The organism is Xanthomonas sp. CFBP 8443, assembly GCF_025666195.1.
Classification (GTDB): Bacteria; Pseudomonadota; Gammaproteobacteria; order Xanthomonadales; family Xanthomonadaceae; genus Xanthomonas_A.
The window spans coordinates 4,542,698-4,567,882 of the sequence record NZ_CP102592.1; the positions used below are offsets into that span (position 1 = coordinate 4,542,698).

The 25,185-nt window shown below is 69.9% G+C and carries 22 protein-coding genes; 11 read left to right on the top strand and 11 right to left on the bottom strand.

Going from position 1 to position 25,185, the window contains the following annotated elements; translation table 11 throughout:
• Positions 1-34: 34 nt before the first annotated feature.
• A complete protein-coding gene (locus tag NUG20_RS18885) occupies positions 35-1,027 on the bottom strand; it encodes a LysR family transcriptional regulator (protein WP_263395932.1) in 993 nt (330 codons plus the stop codon).
• 22 nt (positions 1,028-1,049) lie between these two features.
• Here NUG20_RS18885 and NUG20_RS18890 point away from each other — a divergent pair, with 22 nt between their 5' ends.
• The 3 genes from NUG20_RS18890 to NUG20_RS18900 are packed head-to-tail and all read left to right on the top strand — an operon-like array spanning position 1,050 to position 3,003.
• Complete coding sequence (locus tag NUG20_RS18890) at positions 1,050-1,379, top strand: nuclear transport factor 2 family protein (RefSeq protein WP_263395933.1); 330 nt, start codon at positions 1,050-1,052, stop codon at positions 1,377-1,379.
• The gene (locus tag NUG20_RS18895; RefSeq protein ID WP_263395934.1) at positions 1,376-2,158 is read left to right on the top strand and encodes an SDR family oxidoreductase; all 783 of its coding nucleotides are present in this window, start codon (positions 1,376-1,378) and stop codon (positions 2,156-2,158) included. The genes NUG20_RS18890 and NUG20_RS18895 overlap by 4 nt, the downstream gene beginning before the upstream one ends.
• Before the next feature lie 53 nt (positions 2,159-2,211).
• Positions 2,212-3,003 (top strand): alpha/beta fold hydrolase, encoded by a 792-nt coding sequence (locus NUG20_RS18900; protein ID WP_263395935.1) that lies wholly within the window; start codon positions 2,212-2,214, stop codon positions 3,001-3,003.
• A 97-nt stretch (positions 3,004-3,100) separates the two neighbouring features.
• Here the strand turns inward: NUG20_RS18900 and NUG20_RS18905 are convergent, their stop codons facing one another.
• A complete protein-coding gene (locus tag NUG20_RS18905; RefSeq protein ID WP_263395936.1) occupies positions 3,101-3,979 on the bottom strand; it encodes an aromatic alcohol reductase in 879 nt (292 codons plus the stop codon).
• A gap of 207 nt (positions 3,980-4,186) precedes the next feature.
• Between NUG20_RS18905 and NUG20_RS18910 the strand changes: the two genes are divergently transcribed.
• Entirely contained in the window at positions 4,187-4,543 is a 357-nt protein-coding gene (locus NUG20_RS18910) for a winged helix-turn-helix transcriptional regulator (protein WP_263395937.1), read from the top strand.
• 329 nt (positions 4,544-4,872) lie between these two features.
• On the opposite strand, the gene NUG20_RS18915 is transcribed toward NUG20_RS18910, so the two are convergent.
• A complete protein-coding gene (locus NUG20_RS18915) occupies positions 4,873-7,257 on the bottom strand; it encodes a GH92 family glycosyl hydrolase (RefSeq protein ID WP_263395938.1) in 2,385 nt (794 codons plus the stop codon).
• A 131-nt stretch (positions 7,258-7,388) separates the two neighbouring features.
• On the opposite strand from NUG20_RS18915, the gene NUG20_RS18920 reads away from it, so the two are divergent.
• The 3 genes from NUG20_RS18920 (at position 7,389) to NUG20_RS18930 (ending at position 11,114) form a co-directional block, all read left to right on the top strand.
• Positions 7,389-8,438 carry a LacI family DNA-binding transcriptional regulator gene (locus NUG20_RS18920; RefSeq protein ID WP_263395939.1) on the top strand — a complete coding sequence of 350 codons (1,050 nt, stop codon included), beginning with the start codon at positions 7,389-7,391 and terminating at the stop codon, positions 8,436-8,438.
• On the top strand, positions 8,435-9,739 hold the full coding sequence (locus NUG20_RS18925) for a sugar MFS transporter (RefSeq protein WP_263395940.1): 1,305 nt from the start codon (positions 8,435-8,437) through the stop codon (positions 9,737-9,739). Before NUG20_RS18920 ends, NUG20_RS18925 begins: the two co-directional genes overlap by 4 nt.
• An 88-nt stretch (positions 9,740-9,827) precedes the next feature.
• Entirely contained in the window at positions 9,828-11,114 is a 1,287-nt protein-coding gene (locus NUG20_RS18930; RefSeq protein WP_263395941.1) for an AGE family epimerase/isomerase, read from the top strand.
• A 207-nt stretch (positions 11,115-11,321) separates the two neighbouring features.
• Here NUG20_RS18930 and rpoD read toward each other — a convergent pair whose 3' ends face one another.
• Entirely contained in the window at positions 11,322-13,181 is a 1,860-nt protein-coding gene (rpoD, locus tag NUG20_RS18935; RefSeq protein WP_185815134.1) for an RNA polymerase sigma factor RpoD, read from the bottom strand.
• 110 nt (positions 13,182-13,291) lie between these two features.
• Complete coding sequence (gene dtd / locus NUG20_RS18940; protein ID WP_263395942.1) at positions 13,292-13,732, bottom strand: D-aminoacyl-tRNA deacylase; 441 nt, start codon at positions 13,730-13,732, stop codon at positions 13,292-13,294.
• A gap of 182 nt (positions 13,733-13,914) precedes the next feature.
• On the opposite strand from dtd, the gene NUG20_RS18945 reads away from it, so the two are divergent.
• Positions 13,915-14,829 (top strand): lauroyl acyltransferase, encoded by a 915-nt coding sequence (locus NUG20_RS18945; protein ID WP_263395943.1) that lies wholly within the window; start codon positions 13,915-13,917, stop codon positions 14,827-14,829.
• 9 nt (positions 14,830-14,838) lie between these two features.
• Here the strand turns inward: NUG20_RS18945 and NUG20_RS18950 are convergent, their stop codons facing one another.
• Positions 14,839-15,360: a GNAT family N-acetyltransferase gene (locus NUG20_RS18950; protein ID WP_263395944.1), complete on the bottom strand. Its 522-nt coding sequence runs from the start codon at positions 15,358-15,360 to the stop codon at positions 14,839-14,841.
• Between the two features lie 310 nt (positions 15,361-15,670).
• Here NUG20_RS18950 and ribA point away from each other — a divergent pair, with 310 nt between their 5' ends.
• The 3 genes from ribA to NUG20_RS18965 all read left to right on the top strand — a co-directional run bounded on the left by ribA (position 15,671) and on the right by NUG20_RS18965 (position 19,016).
• On the top strand, positions 15,671-16,795 hold the full coding sequence (gene ribA, locus NUG20_RS18955) for a GTP cyclohydrolase II RibA (protein ID WP_263395945.1): 1,125 nt from the start codon (positions 15,671-15,673) through the stop codon (positions 16,793-16,795).
• Positions 16,796-16,965: 170 nt separating this feature from the next.
• A complete protein-coding gene (locus NUG20_RS18960; protein WP_263395946.1) occupies positions 16,966-17,514 on the top strand; it encodes a PH domain-containing protein in 549 nt (182 codons plus the stop codon).
• On the top strand, positions 17,511-19,016 hold the full coding sequence (locus NUG20_RS18965; protein ID WP_263395947.1) for a PH domain-containing protein: 1,506 nt from the start codon (positions 17,511-17,513) through the stop codon (positions 19,014-19,016). Before NUG20_RS18960 ends, NUG20_RS18965 begins: the two co-directional genes overlap by 4 nt.
• Before the next feature lie 31 nt (positions 19,017-19,047).
• On the opposite strand, the gene NUG20_RS18970 is transcribed toward NUG20_RS18965, so the two are convergent.
• The 5 genes from NUG20_RS18970 to NUG20_RS18990 all read right to left on the bottom strand — a co-directional run bounded on the left by NUG20_RS18970 (position 19,048) and on the right by NUG20_RS18990 (position 25,167).
• Positions 19,048-20,082 carry a CDP-glycerol glycerophosphotransferase family protein gene (locus NUG20_RS18970; protein ID WP_263395948.1) on the bottom strand — a complete coding sequence of 345 codons (1,035 nt, stop codon included), beginning with the start codon at positions 20,080-20,082 and terminating at the stop codon, positions 19,048-19,050.
• On the bottom strand, positions 20,082-20,915 hold the full coding sequence (locus NUG20_RS18975; protein ID WP_263395949.1) for a glycosyltransferase family 2 protein: 834 nt from the start codon (positions 20,913-20,915) through the stop codon (positions 20,082-20,084). The genes NUG20_RS18970 and NUG20_RS18975 overlap by 1 nt, the downstream gene beginning before the upstream one ends.
• An 85-nt stretch (positions 20,916-21,000) precedes the next feature.
• Positions 21,001-22,305, bottom strand: a complete 1,305-nt coding sequence (locus NUG20_RS18980; RefSeq protein ID WP_263395950.1) for an O-antigen ligase family protein — start codon at positions 22,303-22,305, stop codon at positions 21,001-21,003.
• Positions 22,306-22,355: 50 nt separating this feature from the next.
• Entirely contained in the window at positions 22,356-23,387 is a 1,032-nt protein-coding gene (locus tag NUG20_RS18985; RefSeq protein ID WP_263398542.1) for a glycosyltransferase, read from the bottom strand.
• Positions 23,388-23,451: 64 nt separating this feature from the next.
• Positions 23,452-25,167 (bottom strand): ArnT family glycosyltransferase, encoded by a 1,716-nt coding sequence (locus NUG20_RS18990; RefSeq protein ID WP_263395951.1) that lies wholly within the window; start codon positions 25,165-25,167, stop codon positions 23,452-23,454.
• Positions 25,168-25,185 lie beyond the last annotated feature (18 nt).

The window sequence follows — 25,185 nt, forward strand, 5'->3', positions numbered from 1 at the left end:
CGGCTGATCCGACGCTACCGCCATCCGCGTTCGATCATGCTCCCGCCTGGCCCAGGTCCCGATCGAGCAGGCAATCTATGAACGCGCGCAATGCAGGGAGCATGTAGCGGCGGCTGGAGTAGTAGAGATACAAGCCGGGCACCGTCGGCGACCAATCCGCCAGCACGCGTTTCAGCCGGCCGTCCCGCAAGGCCTCGGCGATGCCGTCGTCGTTGTAGGCGTAGGTGATGCCCAGCCCCTGCAGGGCGGCGGGGACGACGATGTCCTGGTGATTGGCGATCACCTGGCCTTCGCCGACCACCTCCGTACTCCTGCCCTTCTTCCTGAACTCCCAGCCCGCGATCCTGCCGCTGCCGGGAAAGCGCCAGTTGATGCAGGCGTGACGCGCCAGCTCGGCCGGGGTCTTCGGCTCGCCATGCCGCGCGAGGTAGTCGGGCGAGGCCACCGCGAGCAGCGCGACGTCCGGGGTGAGGCGGACCGCCACCATGTCCTTCTGCAGGCGTCCGCCCACGCGGATGCCGGCGTCGAAGCCCTCGCCGGCGATATCGCTCAGGCCGTCGTCGATCACGATGTCCAGCACCACCTGCGGATGCGCGCGCGCAAAGCGGCCCAGGCGCGGCGCGATCACGTTCTTCGCCGCCATGCTGAGCGTGTTGATCCGCAAGGTGCCGGCAGCGCGCGCGTTGCTGCCGACCGCCTGCGCGACGGCGTCGTCCATCTCGCGCAGCATCGGCGCGATCCGTTCATGCAGGCGTTGTCCCGGTTCCGTCGGCGAGACGCTACGCGTGGTCCGGTTCAACAGGCGCACGCCCAACCGCGATTCCAGTTGCCGGATGACCTGCGAGAGGGCGGACCGCGACAAGCCCAGATGATCGGCCGCGCGGGCGAAACTGCCGCGTTCCACCACGGCCACGAATGCCTTCAGTTCCGCAAACTCCGCCCCGCGCATTGTGCATCCATTTCTACATGGCCTGATCGGATAGTAGGCGATTCTCTTACCGATGCGGTCGCGCCACTCTGCGTCCATGGACCCAGAGGGAGCACAACCGATGAACGCACTGAACCTGCCCGAGCCGATCGCCGCCTACTTCCAGGCGGACACCCAGGACGGCCAAGCCGTCGCCCGCTGCTTCACCCCGAACGGCAGCGTGCGCGACGAGGGCAAGACCCACCAGGGGCAAGCGGCGATCGAGGCCTGGAAAGCGGACACCTCCACCCGCTACACCTACACCACCGAACCGCGCACGCTGCAGCGGGACGGCGGGCGCTACATCGTGACCGGACACGTCGCCGGCGATTTCCCCGGCAGCCCGATAGACCTGCGCTACGTCTTCACGCTCGAGCGCGGCAGGATCGGCTCGCTGGAGATCGCGCCGTGAGCTTCGATCTGCGCCTCGCCGGCCGGCGCGCCCTGGTCACCGGCGGCACGCGCGGGGCCGGCGCCGCCGTGGTCCGCGCGCTGACCCAGGCCGATGCCCACGTGGTCGCGACGGCGCTCTCGCCGCCGGCGCAGCCGGTCACCGGCGTCCATTATCTCGCCGCCGATCTGGCCACGGCCGACGGCGCCCGCCGGGCCGCCGATGCGGCGCTCCAGCATCTCGGCGGGATCGACATCCTGGTCAACGTGGTGGGTGGTTCATCCGCGCCGGCGGGCGGCTTCGCCGCACTGGACGACACGCAATGGACGCGGGCGCTCGATCTGAACCTGATGTCGGCCGTGCGGCTGGACCGCGCGTTGCTGCCGGCGATGCTGGCGCAGGGCGCCGGCGTGATCCTCCACGTCGCCTCGATCCAGCGCCTGTTGCCGCTGCCGGAAGCGACCATGGCGTACGCGGCGGCGAAGGCGGCGCTGTCGACCTACAGCAAGGCGCTGTCCAAGGAGGTCACGCCCAAGGGCGTGCGCGTCGTACGCGTATCACCGGGCTGGATCGACACGGAAGCCTCCGCCGCGCTGGTCGAACGCGTCGCGGCCCAGGCGGGCACGGATCGCGACGGCGGCAGGCAACTGGTCATGGATTCACTGGGCGGCATTCCGCTGGGGCGCCCCGCCACGCCGGACGAAGTCGCCGACCTGATCGCCTTCCTGGTCTCGCCGCGCGCGGCCTCCATCTCGGGCGCCGAATACATCATCGATGGCGGCACCGTGCCGACCGTCTGACGCGTACGGGCAACGTCGCAGGACGGCCCACACCCACTCGAGAGGAAACGCCCATGTTCAAGGTCGTCCGTTCCATGCTGGCCGCCGCCCTCGCCGTCGCCAGCCTTGCCTCGGCCCACGCTGCCGATCACGCGACCGCGCCGCTGCGCGGAGGCGTGCACAACGTCGTCCTGGTACACGGCGCGTTCGCCGACGGTGCCGGCTGGCGCGCGGTGCACGACGACCTGACCGCGCGCGGCTACCGCGTCTCCATCGTGCAGAACCCGCTGACCTCGCTGGCCGACGACGTCCAGGCCACGCGTCGCGTGCTCGACCGCCAGGACGGTCCCGCCATCCTCGTCGGCCACTCCTGGGGCGGCACGGTGATCACCGAGGCCGGCGTCCATGCCAACGTGGCCGGCCTGGTCTACGTCTCGGCCCTGGCGCCGGACGCGGGCGAAACCACGGCGCAGCAGTACGCCGGTTTCGCGCCCACGCCCGAGTTCGTCATCGAGACCGGTCGCGACGGCTACGGCTTCATCAGCCCGAAGACGTTCAAGGCCGGCTTCGCCCACGACACGACCGATGCCGATGCGGCCTTCCTCCGCGCCGCGCAGGTGCCGATCAACATGACGGCCTTCCAGACCCCGCTCGCGCACGCCGCATGGCGCAGCAAGCCCAGCTGGGCGGTGATCGCCACCGAGGACAAGGCGTTCGACCAGGCCATGCTGGTGCACATGGCGGAACGCATCGACGCGACCATCATCCGCGTCGCCGCCAGCCACGCCGTGTTCATGACCCAGCCGAAGGTGGTGGCCGACATCATCGATCGCGCGGCGAAGGACGTCGCGCTGAAGGCGAAGTAGCGTCCGTGCCCGGCGTGCGCCTGCCGGCGTCGGCGCATACGCTTTCCAGTGGGGCATCGTCCGCATCCGCAGGCGGGACAGACGACGCCGGTACCAGTCAGGGAATCTGGACGTTGGCTTTCAACCAGCCCTCGACATTTTCCAGCTCGGCGCCGATCTTGAAGTTGAAGGTGCGCTCCATGTCCCACGAGACGCCCTTCCCCTGCGCAAAGGCCGCGCGGTACTTCTTGATCATGTTCGCCGGATCTTCCGCCAGTTCCTGCATGAGCTGAGGAACGCTCCATACCGCGAGCTCGAACGGTGCGCCGAACGTCTTCTCGAGAATTCCCGGAAGTTCGCCATAGCCGATCGTATCGCCCGCGAGGTACACGATCTCGTTACGCATCATGGGCGAGTGGAAGACGATGCGCGCGGTCATTGCGCCGATGTCCTCCGGCGTGGTCAGCGTAACGGCATTGGTCGCCGAGCCCAACGCGTTGACCTTCCGCCCAGGGAGATCGACCACGCCGAATGCCGGCTCGAACAGATAGCTGGTGAACATTCCGGTGGAAACGATGACCCATTCCATCGCGGTCTGTGCGCGCAGATAGTCGCGTACGTCCAGTTGCGCGTCGAATAGATCCTGAGGGCCACCGCGTCCGATGGCATCGAAATCGACACCGAACTGCCATGGGAAGTACCTGGGGGCGCCGGACTTCACGGCGGCGCGCGCGACCTTCATCGGCGTATCGCGACCGGCAGCGTAGCCGGTGCATCCAATGACCGTCTCGAATCCGGAGAAGGCATCGGCCAACTCGTCCGCGCTCGCCATGACAAGATCACCGGCGACGATATCCACTCCCAGCGAACGGATCTCCTCCACCACGCGCCGCTTTTCGGGCAGTTTCGATGCGATGGACGCGGGACGCAGCATGACGCTGATGCGCGCCGCGTCATGTTCCTTCGCGAGCCGTGACAGGTTGCGGATGACGGGCATCCCAAGCTCTCCTGCTCCCAAGACCAGGATCGACTGGGAAGACGTGTTGCTGGCGCGAGAAGCCATTGAATCACCATGTGTGTGTACGATGGCGGCGATTCTGCCTGCCGCACAGACCACACAGAAGAAGGCACACCCGTGATACCGACCGCTCCATTCATGAGTTCCGATGAACTCCTGCAGCATTCCCAACTGATATGCGACGGGATGAGCGCCGACGACGATGGGCTACGCCGCGAGGTTCTGGCGCACGCAGGCAATCGCTGGTCCCTGGGCATCATCCACGCGCTTGGCGTTTACGGAACGCTGCGGCATGCGGATCTCGCGCGCAGGATGACCGGGATCACGCAGCGCATGCTCACGCGCACCCTCCGGCAACTCGAACGGGATGGCCTGATCGGCAGGCACGATTTCAATGAGGTGCCTCCTCGCGTCGAGTACAGCATCACCCCATTGGGCAAGAACCTGCTGGTTTTGATGATTCCCATGTGGACGTGGGTGGTGGAACGCGCCGAAGATTTCCGCCAATGCCGGCAGCACTTCGATGCCCAACGCAGTGCGTGACGGTCTCAGCGGCCGTTGCCGACAGTGCCGGCCGTGCATGAGAGCCGTGACGACAGCAGGACGCAGCCGGGCATCGGCTGCCGCCTAGGACGGGCGCGGCAATCGCGCGGCGTGCCAGTCGTGAAATCACTTCGCGCGCGCCGAGTTTCCGGCACTTCTCCGATGGCACAAAAGGCACTGGGCGGACGCCAAAGCGCCTGGCTTGTGGTGGCTCTGGCGGGATTCGCACCTGAGGACTACGAGCCCTCTGTTTTAACCGTTGCGCCATAGGCACGCTGCGGCCACACGCACGGGGCGGGCGGCCTCGGCACGGGGCACTCGCCGGGGCGCTACTGCCCCCGCTGCGCGCCCTCCCCGCCTTCGCTCATCGAAAACGCGCGCTGCGCGCCCTCGCCCGCAGCCCAGGCGGTGTTCGGCTCGGCCTGCAGAGTGAAGCGCAGTTCACCGCCGGCCATGATCTCCTCGTGGCGCAGGAAGGCGCGGTCCAGCGGACGGCCGTTGAGGGTGACGCTGCCGATGTAGGGATGCGCGTCGTCCAGGCCCTCGGCCACCACGCTGAAACGCTTGCCGTTGGGCAGGACCAAGGTGGCGTGCGGCAGGAACGGGCGGCCGATGATGTACTGGTTGCTGGCCGGCGCCACCGGATAGAAGCCCAGCGCGGTGAACACGTACCACGCCGACATCTGCCCCAGGTCGTCGTTGCCGGCCAGGCCATCGGGACGCGCCGCGTACTGGCTGCGCATGATCTGCTGCAGCCGCGCCTGGGTGCGCCAGGGCTGCCCGGCGTACGCATACAGATATGCGACGTGGTGGCTGGGCTCGTTGCCATGCGCATACCAGCCGATCAAGCCGGTGATGTCTTCCATGTGTTCGAACACCTTGGGATCGACCTTGGCCTCGAACACCTGGTCCAGCCGCGCCAGCAGCTTGTCTTCGCCACCGTGCGCGCGGGCCAGGCCCGCCACGTCCTGCGGCACGTACCAGGAGTATTGCCAGGCATTGCCTTCGGTGTAGTCGCTGCCGTAGCCGCTGGCGCTGGGTTCGAACGGCTCGCGGAAACTGCCGTCGCGCTTGCGCGCGCGCATGAAGCCGGTCTTGGCGTCGAAGGCATGGCGCCAGTTGCCGGCGCGCTTTTCGAAAGTGCCGGCGATCTCGGTGCGGCCCATCGCCTGCGCCATGCGCGCGATGGTCCAGTCGTCGAACGCGTATTCCAGGGTCTTGGACGCGGCCTCGCCTTCCTCGTCGATCGGTACGTAGCCCAGTTCGCGGTATTGGGCGATGCCGTCGTAGGGGCCGTAGTCGGCGCTGGCGACCATCGCCTCGAGCGCGGCGTCGGTGTCGTAGCCGCGGATGCCCTTCATGTAGGCGTCGGCGATCACCGGCACGGCGTGGTAGCCGATCATGCACCAGGTCTCCAGGCCCTGGAACGACCACACCGGCAGCACCCCGTACGGGCTGTGCTGGCGATGCGCGAGCAACGAGTTGACGATGTCGTTGGTGCGCTGCGGCGGCTGCACCAGGGTCAGCAGCGGGTGCAGCGCGCGGTAGGTGTCCCACAGCGAGAACGTGGAGTAGTTGGTATAGCCCTGCGCTTGGTGCACGGCGTTGTCCGGCCCGCGGTAGCGGCCGTCGCTGTCCATGAACAGGGTGGGACCGAGCAGGCTGTGGTACAGCGCGGTGTAGAACTGGGTGCGCTGTTGCGGCGGCGCATCCACTTCCACCGCGCCCAGGGCCTGCGCCCACTGCGCGCGTGCGGCGCGGCGCACGCCGTCGAAATCCCAGCCCGGCACCTCGGCTTCGAGGTTGGCGACGGCGCTGTCCTCGCTGACCGGCGAGATCGACACCTTCACCAGCAGCGGTTCGCGGCCGGCGTCGCCGAAATCGAAGCTGCCCACCAGTTGGCGGCCTTCGATCTGCGCGCGCTGCGCCGGGTCGTTGTCGCCCGGCGGCGGGAAACCCCTGTACGCAACGTCCTGCTCGGTGTTGTGGAAGGCGTGGCCGCGCAGCGGTTGCGAGAAGCGCATGGCGAAGTACAGCTGCCGGCCCGGCGCCCAGCCGCGGGTTTCGCGGAAGCCGGTGACGGTGCCGTCGGCGCGCAGGCGCAGCCGCGACCAGCTGATCTTGCCGGGGTAGTCGTACATGCTGGTGCGCAAGTCCAGCAGCACGTGCGCCGGCTGGCCCTTGGGGAAGGTGTAGCGGTGCACGCCGGCGCGAGCGCTGGCGGTGAGTTCGGCGCGCACCTTGTAGTCGTCCAGGGTCACCGCGTAGTAGCCGGGTTCGGCGCGCTCGTCGTCGTGGCGGAAGCGCGAGCTGTAGCCGCTGCCGGGCTTGTCCGGGTCGCCGCGCTCCAGCCGCACCGCGCCGCTGATCGGCATCAGCAGCACGTCGCCCAGGTCGGAATGGCCGGTGCCGGAGAAGTGGGTGTGGGAGAAGCCGACCAGGCTGCGGTCGTCGTAGCGGTAGCCGGCGGCCCAGCCGTAGGCCTCCTTGCGCGGCTGGATGCGGGTGTCCGGACTCAGCTGGACCATGCCGAACGGCACCGTGGCACCGGGGTAGGTATGGCCTTCCCCGCCGGTGCCGATGAACGGGTCCACCGCGGCGACCGCGCGCTCGCCCGGGTCGGTGGCGGCCTGCCGGGTGGCGGCGTTCGCCGCCGGCCACAGCGCGGCCAGCAGCAGCGCGGCGACGGCGCGCTTGGTCAAGGTGCTACGCATGGAGTCCTCCCCGGATCGAATCGGTCCAAAACGGATACCACAAAAGCCGCCGCGCCTTTTGCTGCACTGCAAAATGCGCGGTGGGTCACGACGGCGCAGGATGGGCGGCCTTTTGAACCGGTCTAATCGCCGTGCCGTCGTCCCCCGCCGACAAACGCGTCACCGTGTCCGACATCGCCGCCGCCTGCGGCGTGTCGCGGGCGACCGTGTCGCTGGTGCTGCGCAACAGCCCGCTGGTGCACGCGGACACGCGCGCGCGGGTGGCGGCGGAGATCGCGCGGCAAGGCTACGTCTACCACCGCGGCGCGGCCAGCCTGCGCGGGCGCGCCTCCAACGCGGTGGCGCTGGTGGTCAACGACCTGGCCAATCCGTTCTTCGCCGAGTTCGCCGGCGGCGTGGACGCGGCGCTGGCCGAGGCCGGCTACGTGATGCTGATGGGCAGTACCGGCGAATCGCCGGAGCGCCAGCACACCGTACTGGCCTCGCTGATCGAGCACCAGCCGGCGGCGCTGATCCTGTCGCCGACCGAGAACACCGACGCGGCGCGGCTGCGCCAGCTGCTGGGCACGCGGCTGCCGGTGCTGCTGTTCAACCGCGCGCTGGACGGCGACTGGCCGCTGCTGGCGCTGGACAACCGCCGCGGCGCACGCCTGGCCACCGAGCACCTGCTGGCGCTGGGCCACCGCGCGATCGCGTTCTTCGGCGGCCACCGCCAGTCCAGTTCCTGCGCCGAACGCCGCGCCGGCTACCGCGACGCGCTCGCCGCCGCCGGCGTCGCCGCCGATCCGGACTGGCTGATCGAATGCGCGCCGACCCGGCTGGAAGCCGCGCGCCAGGCCGGCGCGCTGTGCGCACGCGATCCGCTGCCGACCGCGCTGGTCTGCTACAACGACGTGGTCGCGCTGGGCCTGGCCAGCGGCCTGGCCGAACGCGGCCGCCACGCCGGTCGCGACTACGCGCTGATGGGCTTCGACGACATCGCCGAAGCCGCCGTCGCCACCCCGCCGCTGTCCACCGTCGCCGTCGCCCCGCGCGAATGCGGCATGCAGGCCGCACGACTGGTGCTGGATGCACTGCGCCAGCAACAGGCGCTGCCTGCGCTTACCATCGCCCCGTCCCGGTTGTGCCTGCGTGCCAGCAGCCGTGTCGCCCTATCGCCCGTTCCCGGAGTCGCTGCATGAGCCGTCGTCCGCTGTCCAACACTGCCGCCATCGCGGTGGTCAGCATGATCTTCTTCACCTGGGGCGGCCTGACCAGCCTCAACGATGTGCTGATCCCGCATCTGAAAGCCGTGTTCCAGATGAACTACGCGCAGTCGATGCTGATCCAGTTCACCTTCTTCGGCGCGTACTTCCTGATGTCGCTGCCGGCCGGTGCGGTGGTGGCGCGGGTGGGCTACAAGAGCAGCATCGTCATCGGCCTGGTGGTCGCGGCGATCGGCGCGGCGATGTTCTACCCGGCCGCGCGGCTGCCGTCGTATCCGCTGTTCCTGACCGCGCTGTTCGTGCTGGCCAGCGGCATCACCCTGCTGCAGGTGGCGGCCAATCCGTACATCAGCCTGATCGGCAATCCGGACAAGGCGCCGAGCCGGCTCAACTTCGCGCAGGCGCTGAACTCGCTGGGCACCACCATCTTCCCGCTGCTGATCGGCCCGCTGATCCTGGCCGGCGCGGTGCTGTCGGCCGACAAGATCGCGGCGATGAGCGCGCTCGAGCAGGCCGCCTACCGCGGCGCGCAGGCACAATCGGTGCAGGTGCCGTACCTGCTGCTGGCCGGCGGCCTGTTGCTGCTGGCGGTGTTCGTGCTGGTGATGCGGATCCCGTCGCTGCGCGAGGACGATGCCGGCAGCGTCGAGTCGCATCACAGCTTCGGCGACGCATTGCGCCAGTCGCACCTGCTGTGGGGCGTGGTGGCGATCTTCATGTACGTCGGCGCGGAAGTGTCGATCGGCAGCTTCCTGATCAACTACATCTCCGGCCCGACCACCGGCGGCCTCAGCGAGGCCACCGCCAGCCGTTACCTGGCGTTCTACTGGGGCGGCGCGATGGTCGGCCGCTTCGCCGGCGCCGCGCTGCTGCAGGTGATCCCGGCGCGCAGACTGCTGGCCGCGTTCGCCGGCGTCGCTTCGCTGCTACTGATCGTGACCATGATCAGCACCGGCCACGTGGCGATGTGGAGCGTGATCGCGATCGGCCTGTTCAACTCGATCATGTTCCCGACCATCTTCACCGTGGCCATCGAACGCCTCGGCCCGCTGACCAGCAAGGCCTCGAGCCTGCTGATCATGGGCATCGTCGGCGGCGCGCTGGTGCCGCTGGCGCAGGGCGCGCTGGCCGACGTGGTCGGCATCCAGCACGCCTTCGTGATCCCGCTGCTGTGCTACGCCTACATCCTCTGGTACGGCCTGCGCGGCTCGCGGCTGTCGGCCAACCTGCCAGCCGAGGCGCCGGGCGCCACGCCGGTGGCGCGCGCGATGCATTGACGCGCGAAACGGTGCGGCGGCGCGTTGCCGCCGCGCCTGCGCGTAGCTGTTCTCCCCTTCCCCCACCCACATGACTCCCAGCGACCGCATGAATCTGCCCGCCACGCCCCTGCCCGACTTCGCCGACGCCGCCGTGCTGCGCGCGCATATCGCCGACACCATGGCCTTCTACCACCCGCGCGCGATCGATCCGGCCGGCGGCTTCTTCCACTACTTCCGCGACGACGGCAGCGTGTACGACGCCGGCCATCGCCACCTGGTCAGCAGTACCCGCTTCGTCTTCAACTACGCGATGGCGGCCAACGAGTTCGCCGATTCGGCGCTGGCCGCCGAGTACCTGGACGCCGCGCGCCACGGCCTGCACTACCTGCGCGAGGTGCACCGCGACGCCGCCAGCGGCGGCTACGTGTGGACCCTGCGCGACGGCGTGGCCGAGGACCGCACCCAGCACGCCTACGGCGCCGCCTTCGTGCTGCTGGCCTATGCCACCGCCAAGAAGGCCGGCCTGGATACCGAGGCGTGGATGGACGAGACCTGGCAGTTGCTGGAAACCCGCTACTGGGACGCGGCCGCCGGCCTGTACCGCGACGAGGCCACGCCCGACTGGCAGTTCTCCGGCTACCGCGGGCAGAACGCCAACATGCACCTGTGCGAGGCGCTGATCGCCGCCTACGAAGCCAGCGGCCAGGCGCGCTACCTGCAGCGCGCACTGTTGCTCGCCGACCACATCACCCGCCGCCAAGCGGCGCTGGCCGGCGGCCTGGTGTGGGAGCACTACGACGCCAACTGGCAGGTGGACTGGGACTACAACCGCGACAACCCCAAGGACCTGTTCCGGCCATGGGGTTTCCAGCCCGGTCACCAGGTGGAATGGTCGAAGCTGCTGGTGCTGTTGCACGGGCATCTGCAGGCGGCCGATGGCGCTGCGCCGGAGTGGCTGCTGCCGACCGCCCGGCACCTGTTCGACACCGCATTGGCGCACGGCTGGGACGCGCAGCATGGCGGCATCGTCTACGGCTTCGCCTCCGGCGCCGAAGCCGAGCCGGTGGTCGGCGTGTCCGACGTGGCGCAGGGCCCGACCTACTTCTGCGACGACGACAAGTACTTCTGGGTGCAGGCCGAAGCGATCGCAGCCGCCGCGCGGCTGCTGGCCGCGAGCGGCGACGCGGGCTACCGCGCCGCCTACGACAAGCTGTGGGCGTATTCGTGGGAACACCTGGTCGACCACCGCTACGGCGCCTGGTTCCGCATCCTCAGCCGCGACAACCGCAGCTACAGCGACGAGAAGAGCCCGGCCGGCAAGACCGATTACCACACGATGGGCGCCTGCCACGATGTGCTGGCGGTGATGCGCGGCAGCCGGGCGTTCGCGTAGGCGGACCACGCGAGGCGCCGTCGATCCGGCGCCTCTCTGCTGCTGCCTGTAGGAGCGGCTTCAGCCGCGACCGGGCGTTACCGGTGAGATCCGGTCGCGGCTGAAGCCGCTCCTACAGGGATGCTGCGCACCGCTTGATTCGGCACCTTCGCCCACAAAAAAGCCCCGCACATGCGGGGCTTTTTCGTTGCCGCGAACCGCGCTCGATCAGTCGATATCGAGGAAGCTGCGCAGTTGCTCGGAGCGGCTGGGGTGACGCAGCTTGCGCAGCGCCTTGGCCTCTATCTGCCGGATCCGCTCGCGGGTGACGTCGAACTGCTTGCCGACTTCCTCGAGGGTGTGGTCGGTGTTCATGTCGATGCCGAAGCGCATGCGCAGCACCTTGGCTTCCCGCGGGGTGAGGCCGGCCAACACGTCGCGCACGGTTTCGGACAGGTTGATGTTGGTAGTGTTCTCGATCGGGGACTCCACGTTGGTGTCCTCGATGAAGTCGCCCAGATGCGAATCCTCGTCGTCGCCGATCGGGGTTTCCATCGAGATCGGCTCCTTGGCGATCTTCATCACCTTGCGGATCTTGTCCTCCGGCATGTCCATTTCCTTGGCCAGCTCCTCCGGCGTGGCCTCGCGGCCGTACTGCTGGAGCATCTGCCGGGAAATGCGGTTCAACTTGTTGATCGTCTCGATCATGTGCACCGGGATACGGATGGTGCGCGCCTGATCGGCGATCGAACGGGTGATGGCCTGACGGATCCACCAGGTCGCATACGTGGAGAACTTGTAGCCGCGGCGGTATTCGAACTTGTCCACGGCCTTCATCAGGCCGATGTTGCCTTCCTGGATCAGGTCGAGGAACTGCAGGCCGCGGTTGGTGTACTTCTTGGCGATCGAGATCACCAGGCGCAGGTTGGCCTCGACCATTTCCTTCTTGGCCTTGCGCGCCTTGGCTTCGCCATAGGCCATCGCCCGGCTGATTTCCTTCAGCTCGGTCAGGCTCAGGTAGGTCGCCTGCTCCACCGCCACGGTGGCTTCCTGCTCGGCGACGATCTGGTCCTTGACGTCGCGCAGCGCCGAAGACCACTTCTGCTTGCGCTTCAGTGCGTCGTCGACCCAGGCCACGTTGGTCTGGTTGCCTTCCCAGGAGCGGATGAAATCCTTGCGCGGCATCCGCGCCACGTGCGTGGCCAGGTGCAGCACGCGACGCTCGTGGTCCTTGACCTGGGCCATGGTGTCGCGCAGCTTGCGCACCAGCACGTCGGTCAGCGGCAGCGGCAGCTTCAAGGTGACGAACACCTCGGCGATGTCGGTGCGCAGCTTGGTGACCAGCTTGTGCTCGGCGCCGTTCTTGGCGTGCGCCTTCTTGAACTTGGCGTACTCGGTGGCCAGCACTTCCATGCGCCGCGCGACCTCGGCCGGATCCGGACCGGTCGGGCCGGCCTCTTCCTCGGCGGCTTCGACTTCCTCGTCGTCGTCGTCGGCATCGGCATCGGCGGCATCGTCGTCGCTGGCGACCACCGCCGGCGGCGCCGGCTCTTCCTCGATCAGGTCGTTGAAGCCGACCACGATCTCGGCCAGGCGCTTCTTGCCTTCCTTGTGCTGCTCGTAGTCCTCGAGCAGGGTCTCCACCGCCAGCGGGAACGCGCCCAGCGCGGCCTGGACCTGGCTGAGGCCTTCCTCGATGCGCTTGGCGATGGCGATTTCGCCTTCGCGGGTCAGCAACTCGACCGTGCCCATCTCGCGCATGTACATGCGCACCGGGTCGGTGGTGCGACCACCTTCGGTGTCGAGCGCGGTCAGCGCCGCGGCGGCTTCTTCGGCCGCGGTGTCGTCGACTTCACGGTTGCCGGTGTTGCCGTCGTTGAGCAGCAGGGTCTCGGCGTCGGGGGCGACTTCATGGACGTCGATGCCCATGCCGTTGATCATGCTGATGATGTCTTCGATCTGCTCCGGATCGACCAGGTCGTCGGGCAGATGGTCATTGACTTCGGCGTAGGTCAGATAGCCCTGTTCCAGGCCCTTGCTGATCAGTAGCTTGATGTCGGATTGCTGGGCAGGACGTTCGTTGGCCATGAGTGCTCGCGCCACCGGCAGGTAGATGAATGAGTGAACCTAGCATTATAACAGCCCGGACCGCCGCTTGCCGGACGAGGAGCGAATCGCTCCGCCAGGAGCGCCCCGGATTAAGGCCGGAGCAGGAAGGTGACCGGGCCGTCGTTGACCAGGCTGACGATCATATGGGCACCGAAGCGCCCGCTTTCCACCCCCGGCGGATGCCGTTCCCGACAAATTTCCAGCAATCGGTTGAAGCCGCGTTCAGCCTCGGCCGGCGGCGCGGCGGTAGTGAAGCTGGGGCGCATCCCCGAGCCGGTGTCCGCGGCCAGGGTGAACTGGCTGACCAGCAGCAAACCGCCGCCGGTGTCGCGCAGCGAGCGGTTCATGCGCCCGCTGGCGTCGGCGAACACGCGGTAGCCGAGCAGGCGCTCGGCCATGCGCTGCAACTTGGCCTCGTCGTCGCCCGGCTCCACCGCGACCAGCGCCAGCAGGCCGGGACCGATCTGGCCGATGAGGTGGCCATCGACGCTGACCGAGGCCTGGGTGACGCGTTGGATCAGGGAGAGCATGAGCGGGACTCGGGACTCGGGACTCGGGACTCGGAAGCATCCGGGTTCGGCGGACTGCTGTCATCCCGCCGCATGATGGCCGAGCCGCGGCGGCTGGCGGAAGCGGTCGCGATCCGTGACCACGATTAGGTCCCGTGATCGCGCGGGCCTGGCGCGACCGGCGCAGCGGATAAACTGGGGCGATGAAACCTGCAACGCTCGCGACCCTGCTGTACCGCTGCGCCGCCGCCGTGGCGCGCCTGCCCTGGCCGTGGCTGCGCCGCCTGGCCGACGGTCTGGCCTGGCTGTGGCTGCGCCAGGACGCGCGCGAGAGCCGGGTCACCCGCCGCAACCTGGAGCTGGCCTATCCGGACCTGCTGCCCAGCGAGCGCATCGCGCTGCACCACGACGTGCTGCGCTCCACCGCGCGGCAGGCGTTCGAGACGCTGGTGCTGTGGACCCGGCCGCCGGCGCAGAACCTGGCACGGCTGCGCCAGCGCTACGGCCAGGAGCTGTACGACGCGGCGCTGGCCTCCGGGCGCGGGGTGATCGTGGCCGCGCCGCACTTCGGCAACTGGGAACTGCTCAACCAGTGGCTGGCCTCGCGCGGGGACATCGCCATCGTCTACCGCGCGCCGGCCTCCGACGTCGGCGACGCCTTCCTGCAGAAGGTGCGCAGCGGCGACAACGTGCGCCAGGTGCGCGCCGAAGGCCCGGCGGTGCGGCAGCTGTTCAAGGTGCTCAAGGACGGCGGCGCGGTCGGCATCCTGCCGGACCAGCAGCCCAAGGCCGGCGACGGCGTGTTCGCGCCGTTCTTCGGCGTGCCGGCGCTGACCATGACCCTGGTCAACCGGCTGGCCGAGCGCACCGGCGCGATCGTGCTGTTCGCCTGGTGCGAACGGGTCGGCAACGACCTGGAATTCGCGCTGCAGGTGCAGCCGGCGCCGGAGGCGATCGCCGACCCGGACCCGCTGCGCGCCGCGACCGCGCTGAACGAGGGCGTGGAGCGGGTGGCGCGCCGCGACCCGGCGCAATACCAGTGGACCTACAAGCGCTACACGCTGCGCCCGGATCCGGCCGAACCCAATCCCTACGCCACGGCCAAACATCCGCACTAGCCGCAGCCGCTAATCGTCGTGCGGCTCGGCCGGGCTGGCGAGAATGCGCTGGTAGAACGCGAGGTCCAGCCAGCGCCCGAACTTGAAGCCGGCCTCGCGCACCGTGCCGGCGTGCACGAAGCCCAGTTGCTCGTGCAGCGCGATGCTGCCGACGTTGCTGGCGTCTATGCCGCCCACCAGCACGTGCACGCCGCGTTCCTGCGCCGCCTCGACCAGCGCCAGCAGCAGGCGCCGCCCCAGGCCCTTGCCGCGATGGTCGCGATGCACGTAGACCGAATGCTCGACGCTGTACTTGAACGCCGGCCAGGCGCGGAAGGTGCCATAGCTGGCGAAGCCGAGCAGAGTGTCGGCCGCATCCTCGACCCCGATCACCGGGAAGCCGCCAGCACGCTTGGCCGCGAACCAGCCGGCCATGCTCTCCGGCGGCCGCGGCCGGTAGTCGTACAGGGCGGTGGAATGGACGATGGCCTCGTTGAAGATGTCCAGGATCGCGCCGGCGTGGCGCTGTTCGGTGCATTCGACGAGGTGCATGCGCAGGTCCTGGAGAACGGGTCCGGCGTAGTAGAAAACAATCGACCGCGCTTGAACATGCCCGCCCCCTCCTGCCGGCGATCGCGGCCACGATCCAGTGAGTGACCGCGCGCCGGCCAGCGGTTGCATGCGATGCGTGGCGGCGCGGCGCACAGTGCGTTCCATCCTGCGCATGCTGGCGGCACGGCCAAACCACGCGACAATGGCCGGCCGGAACCGCCGCCGCGCCGGGCCCACAGCCGCGCGTGCCGGGCGCTGCGGCGCCGGCACGCCTTGAAGCGGCGCCGGAGATCCCCATTTGGAGTCGTGCATGACCAGCCCCGCCCCCACCTCCGTGCACGCCTTCGGCGACCCCGCCGCGATCCGCAGCGAGCGCGCGGCCTCGGAACTGCGTGCCGGGCGTCCGGTGGTCATCGAGGACCGCCACGGCCATGCGCGGGCGGTGCTGGCGCTGGACAGCAGCACCGCGCAGTCCTACCAGAGCTTCGCGCAGGCGGCGGCGCAGCGCCACTACCTGTTCCTGACCCCACCGCGCGCGCAGGTGCTGGGCCTGGCCGCGCCGCAGGGCGCGCGCGTCGCCCTCGCCGGCCAGTCCTACGACGCGCTGGCGGCGCTGGCCTACCTGCGCGACGGCCCGGTGCCGGCGCACTGGGTGCCGGGCGATGCGCTGGACGCCGGCGCGGTGGAGATCGCGCGCCTGGGCCTGCTGCTGCCGGCGATGATCGCAGTGGACCTGGGCGCGGACACCAGCGCCTTCCAGGGCTGCCAGTCGCTGCAGCTGGACGACCTGGAGCACGGCTGCGCGCTGAGCGCCGCCGGCAACTACGAACTGGTGACCCGCACCCGGGTGCCGTTGCGCGACCTGGGCAACAGCGAGTTCGCGGTGTTCCGCGGCGGCGTGGCGCAGCGCGACCAGGTCGCGATCCTGATCGGCGAGCCCGACCTGTCCGCACCGGTGCCGGTGCGGGTGCACTCCTCCTGCCTCACCGGCGACCTGTTCGGCTCGCTGAAGTGCGACTGCGGCGACCAACTGCGGCATGGCCTGGCCAAGCTCAAGGAACTCGGCGGCGGCGTGCTGCTGTACCTGGACCAGGAAGGCCGCGGCACCGGCATCGCCACCAAGATGCGCGCCTACGGCTACCAGCACGACGGACTGGACACCATCGACGCCGACGCGCAACTGGGCTTCGGCGCCGACGAGCGCCGCTATGGCAGCGCGGTGGCGATGCTGCGCGGACTCGGCATCCAGCGCGTGCGCCTGCTGACCAACAACCCCTCCAAGGCCGAGCGCCTGCGCGCGGCCGGCATCGAGGTGGTCGAACGCATCCCGATCACCGGCACGATCACCGCCGAGAACGAAGGCTATCTGCGCACCAAGGCGGCCCGCGCCGGGCATGCGCTGGACGTGGACGCGTTGATCCGCGCCGTGCGCTGATCTGCGGCCGTGGGACCTGCGCGACGGCGGGGATTCCGACCGGCGAGGCGCGTTCCATGCCTGTACCTGCGCGCTTCGTGCCCGGCGACAACGCAGCCGGGCGTCGCCCGCGTTACGATCGGACCCTGCCGGCGCGCATGCTGTGCCGTCCACCGCTTCGAGAACCCGCCGTGACCGCACCGCCGTCCCTGGATCCCCCCGCCGCCGCGCTTGGCGCCGATGCGCCGTCGGTCGACGCGGGCCCGGCCGACGACGGCTGGCAGCCGCTGCCGGTGCGTGGCGCCTGGCTGGCCGCGCTCGGCGGCGGCAGCATGCTCGGCTGCAGCATCCTGATCGGCGCGGCCATCTTCGGCCTTGGCCTGCACAGCGCGCAGGCGCTGCCGATCGGCGCCGCGGCGGCGGCACTGGGCGCGCTCGGCGGTGCCTGGGTGGGGTTCAAGCGCCATCGCCTGATCCGCTGGCGGCTCGATGCGCAGGGCCTGGCGCTGCGCCGCGGGCGCTGGTGGCAGAGCGAGGCGCACATCCCGATCTCGCGGGTGCAGCACCTGGACCTGCGCCACGGCCCGCTGCAGCGCGCCGCGCGCCTGTCCACGCTGGTGGTGCATACCGCCGGCACCCGCCACAACGCGGTGGCGGTACCCGGCCTGGACCAGGCCGATGCCGAGCGCCTGCGCGAACGCCTGGCGCACCAGCTCGACCACGACGACGACGCGCTGTGAGCGCGGCCCTGGACGCCGAGGACATCGCGGTCCGGCGCCTGCATCCGTGGTCGTGGCTGTTCGTGCTGCTGCAGCACCTCAAGCAGTTCCTGCTGCCGCTGCTGGTGCTGGCGGTGTTCGGCGGCCGCGACGGGCGCAACGACCACATCGACCAACTTGTGATGCTGGCGGTGGGCAGCGCGCTGATCGCCGTCTCGCTGCTGCGCTACCTCACCTACCACTACCGGATCGGCCGCGACAGCCTGAGCATCCGCAGCGGCTGGCTGCAGCGCAGCCTGCGCGAGATCCCGTTCGCGCGCATCCACAACGTGGTCGTGCACCAGTCGCTGCTGCACCGCCTGTTCGGCGTGGCCGAGGTCCGTCTGGAATCGGCCGGCGGGGCCAAGCCGGAAGCGGAGATGCGGGTGCTGCGGCTGGACCAAGCGCTGGCGCTGGAACGGCAGATCCGCCATCGCGCACAGGCCGACCCGGCCAGCGCCGATGCCGCCTCGGCCAGCGACGTGCTGCTGGCGCTGCCCACTTCGGAAGTGCTGCGCCAGGGACTGATCTCCAACCGCGGCATGGTGGTGGTGGCGGCCGCATTCGGCGCCACCTACCAACTGTTCCCCGAGCGCATGGTCTCCAACGCGATCGAGCACTACGGGCGGCAGTTGTTCGGCTACGCCAGCCACCTGCACCTGGGCTGGATGGCCGGCGTGGTGACCCTGGCGCTGATGCTGGCGACGCTGCTGCTGATCATGCGCGTGCTGTCGATGGCGCTGGCGCTGCTGCAGTACCACGGTTTCCGGCTCAGCGAGAGCGAACGCCGCCTGACCGTGGAGCGCGGTCTGCTGGCGCGGCTGCGCACCAGCGTGGCACGGCGCCGCATCCAGGCCTGGACCCTGCACGAAGGTGTGCTGCACCGCCTGCTGCGGCGGCGCAGCCTGCACATCGACACCGCGGTGATGGACGGGCATGGCGAGCAGGGCCGTGCGCTGAAGGAACTGGCGCCGCTGGCGACCCCGGCCGCCTGCGATGCGCTGCTGCATCGGTTGCTGCCGCAGATCGCGTGGCCGCCGCCGCAGTGGCATGCGATCGCCACGCGCTGCTGGTGGCGGCTGTGCCTACCGGCAGCGTGCCTGGTGCCGCTGGCCTGCGCCGCGCTGTGGCGCCCGTTCGGCGCCTGGGCCGCACTGTCGCTGCTGTGGCTGCCGTGGTCGGCGTTCAAGGCCTGGCGCCAGGCGCAACGCATGGGCTATGCCGTGGACGCGCGCTACGTGGCGGTGCGCGGCGGCTGGTGGACGCGCTGGTGGCGGCTGGCCGAGATCGACAAGCTGCAGGCGCTGCAGCTGACCCGCTCGCCGCTGGACCGCTGCTGCGGCACCGCGACGCTGTGGCTGGATACCGCCGGCGCCCGCCATGGCGAGCCGCCGTTGCGGGTGCGTCTGGTGCCCGAGACCGAAGCGCAGGCGCTGTACCTGCAACTGAGCCGCGCGCTGGCGCGGCGCCGGCTGCGCTGGTAGCGGCGCGCGCCGCACCCGGCCACGCGCCGGCTCAACGCGCGCCGCGGCCCCAGTAGCCGATGCGCCGGCGGATCTTCAGCTTGCGCCAGAAATTCCACGGCTTGCGCCGCGGGTTGCGCGCGCCCTCGGCGACGAAATCGTCGATCGCGCGCAGCACGCGCTCGCTGGACTGGCCGTCGCGGTAGGGATGCAGGCCGTCGGCGAACGCGCGGATCGCCGCCATCAGTTCCGGCGGCCGCGCCAGCGCGCGGCGGATGGCCGGCTCGAACTGCGCCGGATCGTCGATGTCGATCAGCTGCGGGCCGGGGCGCCGGTTCTTGAACGTCACCACCGGCTTGTAGGTGAGCAGGAATTCGTTGAGCGCCGAGGAGGTGTCCGAACACATCAGGTCCACCTGCGGGAACAGCTCCAGGATGTTGTCGTTGTCGGCAAAATGCACGTATTCGCTCTCCAGCGCCCGGTAGCGCGCGACCACGTCCGGATCCATCTTCGGATGGAAGGTCACGATCCAGCGCCATTCGCCGCTGCGCGACAGCCGCGCGACCTCGTCGTAGAGGATGCCGGCCGCGCTCCACGACGGCGAGAACGTGGAGTGATACAGGATCACCGGCGGTTGCCGCACCGGCGCCAGCTCGCCGCCGATCTCGCGCATGAACGGATCGATCTTGGGAAAGCCGGTTTCCTTCACCGCGAAGTGGCCGAGCTTGCGCGCCAGCGCGCCGAACGCGGCGGTGTCGCGCGGGCCGGTGGTGCAATACAGGTCGAAGAAGCCGCGCACGTAAATGTGCCGCGGCTTGCCGGCGTCGAAGCCGTGGAAGGTCTCGACCTTTACCCCGGGGAAGAAATGCGGCACCGCGTTGCTGGAGGTGATCACCGCGTACGGATTCCACGCCAGCACCTCCTCGACCGTGGCCAGGTGGCGCTCGTCGGCGCTCAGGTCGGCGGCGCCGGGGCCGTCGAAGAACCAGGCCGCCTGGTCGCCGCGCGCGCGGATCGCCGCCTGCAGCGGGCGCAGGATCGCCAGCGCATAACGCTCCGATCCGTACAGCAGGTAGTGCTTGCTCATCAGTGCTCCAGATCGTGGCGTTGCAGTTGCGCCCGCGCCTGCTCCACCGAGGCCGGGTTGTACTGCATCTCGTAGTAGCGCAGGCGCTTGTACAGCGCGTAGCTGGCCGCGGTCTGCGCCACCACGAAGCCGCGCCAGCCGTCGAGCACCGCCAGGCGCAGCAGGTAGTCCTTGAGGAAGGCGCCGACGAAGACGAACGGGCTCTGCCACATTCTCACCGGCTTGCGCTTGTCGCGCCAGCCGAGCGCCTTCAGTTCGGCGTAGCGCAGCACCTTCAGCTGCTTGTGCACCAGGGTCGGGTTGTGCAGGTGGTTGAACGGCGGCGCGAACTCGGCGCTGGCACCGTCGAAGCGCAGCGATTCGTGCACCCGCGCATCGCTCCAGCGCGCGCGGCCGCGGTGGTACAGCCGCGCCAGGCGTTCGCCGACCATCGGCCGGTACCAGCGCATCGGCGCGCCCATGTACCAGGTGCTGCGGCGCAGCCACACCGCGTCCAGCCGGTCCTCGGCCAGCACCTGCGGCAGCCGCGCCAGGCATTCGGCGCGCAGCGCATCGGACAGGAACTCGTCCGCGTCCAGCACCAGGATCCAGTCGTGCGCGGCCTGGGTGGAAGCGAAGTTGCGCTGCGCGCCGAAGCCCAGCCAGGCCTGCTCGACCACGCGCGCGCCATGCGCGCGCGCGATCGCCACGGTGTCGTCGCTGCTGCCGCAGTCCACCACCAGCTTGTCGGCGGCGAACGGCACGCTGTCCAGGCAGCGCGCGATGTTGGCGGCTTCGTTGTAGGTCATCACCACCAGGCTGAGCGGCAGGGTGGTCGCGGCGGCGTCGGCCATGGCGCTCGGTATCCGAAAGGAGCGGTGCAAGCTGCGGTCGCGGCGCGGACGGCGCCGCACCGCTCGGCGATGCGGGACCGGCAGTCTACCGGCTTCCGGCAACCCGTTCAGCGGCGCCGTCGCGTATGCGCGGCGCGGCAGCATCGCAGGCCGCCAGCCCGATCAGCACGCCGACCAGCGACACGTAGAAGCCGGTGGTCACCTGGTGCGCGAACATCGACTGGGTCATGCCGCACAGGATGTAGGCCGCGACCACCATGATCCCGGTCGCGGCCGGACCATGGAACTCGCGGTGCGGGCGGCGCCGGTACAGGCGCACCAGCAGCCACAGCGGCACGCCGTAGACCAGCACGATCAGCAGCGTGCCGGGCAGGCCCTGGGTCGCGCTCCATTCGGCCAGGTCGTTGTGCGCATGGCCCAGGTGGCAACGCTCCACCCATGTGCTGCCGCGGCAATCCGGCAGGCGCAGCATCGCGTTGTCGAAGCGGCCCACGCCGACCCCGACCAGCGGATGCTCGACGAAGGTCGCGGCCGCCACCTGCAGGCGCTCGATGCGCGCGCCGGCCGAGGAATCGCTGTCGCCGCGCTCGTAGCGCTGCACGTCGTGATGCAGCTCGGCCAGGCGGGTCTGCCGGGTCAGCGCCGGGACGCTCAGCACCAGGGTCGCCGCCAGCGCGGTGAGCATGCCCAGGATCACCAGCCGCGCGCCGCCGCTGCGCCAGCGCACGCACAGCGAGGTGGCCACCAGCAGCAGCAACATGCCCAGCCACACGCCGCGGCTGCCGCTGAGCAGGATGGTCGCGCAACCGGCGGCGATCGCGACGATGGTCCACGGCCAGTGTCCGTGCGGCCGGCAGAACACCGCCACCACCATCAGCATCAGCACCACGTCGGCCAGCACAATCGCGTTGGTCCAGCCTTCGGCACGCGGCGCGCCGTGCAGCACCTGCACGACCGCCACCGCCAGCGTGGCGAAGATGCCCAGCAGCGCGCCCCACCACAGCAGTTGCCGCGGCGGGCGCAGCGCGTAGACCCACAGCGCGGCCCATGGCAGCACCAGGAAGCGGGTGCGGTTGTCGATGTCCTTCAGCGGCTGGCCGAAGTACAGCAGCGAGACCACCGACAGCCCGATCACCAGCAGCGCCAGCACGCCGAGCCAGCGCAGCGACGGCTGCAGCCCGGCCGCGGCGCGGCGCATGCGGCCCAGCGCCAGCAGGCTGGTCGCCAGCAGCAGCAGGCCGAACGGCAGCAGCCCGCCCGGCATGCTGACCACCAGCGCCGGCAGGCACAGCATGCCCAGCGCCGCCGCCCGCTCGACCAGCACATGGCGAGAGGAGGAGGACGCGGCCAGCGGCGATGCGGCGCGATGCGGTGCGGCTTCTTCGGTCATCTGGAAAGCAGACGGAAAGACGGTGGTGGGCGATGATCCAAGCGCGACCCCTAACCCGACCTGACCTGCACGCGGCCGCTGCCGGCCGTCGCCGACGTGGCCGGCGGCGGCGCATCGCCGAGCAGATCGGCCACCGCCGCCTGCAGCCGCTCGCCGAACTCGCGCTGGCGCGATTCGAAGAAGCTGCGCGCCGCGGTGCCCAGTGCATCGCACTGCATCGGCGCCAGCGCCAGTGCCTGCGCCATCGCCCGCTCGATGCCGGCCGCGTCGATCTGGTAGCGCACGCCGAAATTGTCCGCGCGCTCGCCGACCGGCGCGATCAAGATGCCGCGTTCGGCGCCCACCAGTTCGTTCATCGGCGCGCCATCGGTGGTGATCACCACCGCGCCGACGCTCAGCGCTTCCATGATGTAGTGGCCGAAACCCTCGACCTCGGACGGGCACAGGTGGAAGCGGTGCGCGTTCTGCAGCCGGCGCAGCTCGCGCTGGTCCAGGTAGCCGGTCAGGTAGTCGATGTTCGCGGCTTCGATCGGACGCGACTTCTTGGCGCTCTGCACCACGGTCAGCCGCGGCCATTCCGGGTGGCGCGCCCAGGTCTGCAGCAGCACCGCGGTGCCCTTGGCCGAACTGCGCCCGGCCACGTGCAGGCAGGCGCGCTCGCGCGGCACCTCCGGGCGGTAGCAGTCGTCGCTGCAGAAACCGATGAACGCGGTCGCCGGACCCAGCGTGGAAAAGCGCTGCTCGGCCTGCCGGGTCTTGCACAGCACCCGCTCGAAGCGCGGCAGCCAGCGCAGCCACTTGCGGCGGAACCATTCCGGATTGGGCACCAGCACGTTGCGGCGGCCGGCGCCCAGGCAGCGCGGATAGACCCGCTCCAGGAAGATCTGCAGGTCGGCGCGACCGCGCAGCAGGCTGCGCAGGGCCAGGCGCAGTTCGCGCAGGTGGTTGGCGAAGCGCACCGTGCCGAAGCCGAGCACCTCCACCCGATAGCGGCCGCTGTTGCGCAGCGTCTCGGCGACCACCTGCAGGTCGCGGCTCAGGCCGCCGCCGTTGTCGCGGCTGATGACCCGGATCAAGCGCATCGGCACGCTCGCCCTCCTGCGCGCATGGCGCCTGCGTTGCGAGCGAAGCAGGCGCGGCCGCGACTCACTCGAAGCGGTCCTTGTCCTGCTCGCGCAGGCGATCGCGGTCGCTGCCGGTGACCACGCATTGCCCGTGCACGGCGCCGGCCGGCACCAGCCACCAGTTGCGGCGGTTGGACACGCCGGCCAGAGTGCTGGCGCCACGATCGATGCAGCCGAGCATCGCCGCTTCCTGCACCAGCAGCCAGCGGCGCTGCGGCGCCTGCGCCTGCCAGGCCACGCCGCGGCGCAACTGCTGGTCCCATGGCACCACGAAACCGAACGTGGTCGCGGCGCGGTCGGCCATCAGCAGGTTCTGCTCCTTCCATGCGACCAGGCCCAGCTCGGCATCCGGGCCGATGCGGCGGCCGGCCGCTTCCATCACTCCGCGTGCGGAGCTGGAGAGATTGATCAACGGATACACCATCAGCCCGACCAGCACCCACAGCATGCTCAGCGTCGACACCATCGCCAGGTGCGGGCGGCGCCGCGCGAACACCGCCAGGCTGGCCACGCCCCACAGGCCGATCGCCAGCAGGATCCAGCCCAGCGCCTGCACGGTCGGCAGGTCCACGCCGCGCTCCTGCATCATCTGCGCGCGGAAGCCGTGCCCGGCCAGGACCGCCGCGCCGACGGCGCCCAGCGCCACGGTCAGCAGCACGGTGAACGCCAGCAGCAGGCGCTTGACCCCGGTCCTGCGCAGCAGCCCGGGGATCAGCGGCGCCATCGCCAGGCACAGCATCGGCAGCGCCGGCAGGATGTAGACGTCGCGCTTGCCGGTCGGGATCGAGAAGAACAGCACGATCAGCGCCCACCACGCCAGCGGCAGCAGATAGCGCGGATCGCGCCGGCGCAGGCGCCGCGCCCAGGCCGGGATCGCCCACGGCAGGGCCAGCAGCAGCGGCAGCCACATGCTCGGCATCACCCCGAGGAAGTACAACGGCCCGTGCGGGTGGTCCCAGGACTTGGTGTAGCGCCCGGCGGTCTGCCGGAACAGGATGTCGTCGAGGTAGGCGCGGTATTCGGGCTCGTGCGCCGACAGCGCCGTGGCCACCATCGGCACCAGCCAGATCGACACCGCGCCCAGGAACGCCAGCGGCCCCAGCCAGAAGCGCGGATCGCGCGCACCGACCCTGACTCCGCGCCACTGCGCCAGCGACGCGGCCGCGGCCGGCAGCAGCATCAGCAGCGCCAGCGCGCCCACGCCCTTGGTGATCGTGCCCAGGCCGGCGGCGAACCAGCCCAGCGCCCACATCCGCCAGTCCGGTCCGCGCAGCACGTGGCGCAACAGGCCGTAGTTGGCCAGGGTGATGTAGAACACCACCAGCGGATCGATCTGCGCCTTCTTCGCCTGGTAGGTGAAGTGGAACGCGAACAGCAGCGCGTACGCCGCATACATGCCGACCCGGCGCATCCACAGCCGCCGGCCCAGGTCGTAGACGCAGGCCAGCGTGCCCAGCCCGGCCAGCAGCGACGGCAGCAGGAACGCCACCCGCCAGTTGCCGAACAACTCATAGAACGAGGCCTGCAGCCACATCAGCATCGGCGGCTTGTCCGAGTACAGCTCGGTGCCGCGGTGCGGGAACAGCCAGTTGCCGCTGTCCACCATCTGCTTGGCGACCAGCGCGAAGCGCGGTTCGTCGGCCGGGTGCGGGTCGCGCAGGCCGAGCCCGGCGCCGAGCACCAGCAGCGCGAGCAGGGCCAGCAACCAGAATTCTCGGGACGCGCGGGTCTTCAGCATGGGACGGGATGATACCGG

Excerpts from the sequence above, each read along its gene's own strand:
- NUG20_RS18885 (WP_263395932.1), bottom strand. The coding sequence starts at position 1,027 with ATGGACGCAGAGTGGCGCGACCGCATCGGTAAGAGAATCGCCTACTAT.
- NUG20_RS18890 (WP_263395933.1), top strand. The coding sequence starts at position 1,050 with ATGAACGCACTGAACCTGCCCGAGCCGATCGCCGCCTACTTCCAGGCG.
- NUG20_RS18900 (WP_263395935.1), top strand. The coding sequence starts at position 2,212 with ATGTTCAAGGTCGTCCGTTCCATGCTGGCCGCCGCCCTCGCCGTCGCC.
- NUG20_RS18905 (WP_263395936.1), bottom strand. The coding sequence starts at position 3,979 with ATGCCCGTCATCCGCAACCTGTCACGGCTCGCGAAGGAACATGACGCG.
- NUG20_RS18910 (WP_263395937.1), top strand. The coding sequence starts at position 4,187 with ATGAGCGCCGACGACGATGGGCTACGCCGCGAGGTTCTGGCGCACGCA.
- NUG20_RS18915 (WP_263395938.1), bottom strand. The coding sequence starts at position 7,257 with ATGCGTAGCACCTTGACCAAGCGCGCCGTCGCCGCGCTGCTGCTGGCC.
- NUG20_RS18925 (WP_263395940.1), top strand. The coding sequence starts at position 8,435 with ATGAGCCGTCGTCCGCTGTCCAACACTGCCGCCATCGCGGTGGTCAGC.
- NUG20_RS18930 (WP_263395941.1), top strand. The coding sequence starts at position 9,828 with ATGAATCTGCCCGCCACGCCCCTGCCCGACTTCGCCGACGCCGCCGTG.
- rpoD (WP_185815134.1), bottom strand. The coding sequence starts at position 13,181 with ATGGCCAACGAACGTCCTGCCCAGCAATCCGACATCAAGCTACTGATC.
- dtd (WP_263395942.1), bottom strand. The coding sequence starts at position 13,732 with ATGCTCTCCCTGATCCAACGCGTCACCCAGGCCTCGGTCAGCGTCGAT.
- NUG20_RS18945 (WP_263395943.1), top strand. The coding sequence starts at position 13,915 with ATGAAACCTGCAACGCTCGCGACCCTGCTGTACCGCTGCGCCGCCGCC.
- NUG20_RS18950 (WP_263395944.1), bottom strand. The coding sequence starts at position 15,360 with ATGCACCTCGTCGAATGCACCGAACAGCGCCACGCCGGCGCGATCCTG.
- ribA (WP_263395945.1), top strand. The coding sequence starts at position 15,671 with ATGACCAGCCCCGCCCCCACCTCCGTGCACGCCTTCGGCGACCCCGCC.
- NUG20_RS18970 (WP_263395948.1), bottom strand. The coding sequence starts at position 20,082 with ATGAGCAAGCACTACCTGCTGTACGGATCGGAGCGTTATGCGCTGGCG.
- NUG20_RS18975 (WP_263395949.1), bottom strand. The coding sequence starts at position 20,915 with ATGGCCGACGCCGCCGCGACCACCCTGCCGCTCAGCCTGGTGGTGATG.
- NUG20_RS18980 (WP_263395950.1), bottom strand. The coding sequence starts at position 22,305 with ATGACCGAAGAAGCCGCACCGCATCGCGCCGCATCGCCGCTGGCCGCG.
- NUG20_RS18985 (WP_263398542.1), bottom strand. The coding sequence starts at position 23,387 with ATGCGCTTGATCCGGGTCATCAGCCGCGACAACGGCGGCGGCCTGAGC.
- NUG20_RS18990 (WP_263395951.1), bottom strand. The coding sequence starts at position 25,167 with ATGCTGAAGACCCGCGCGTCCCGAGAATTCTGGTTGCTGGCCCTGCTC.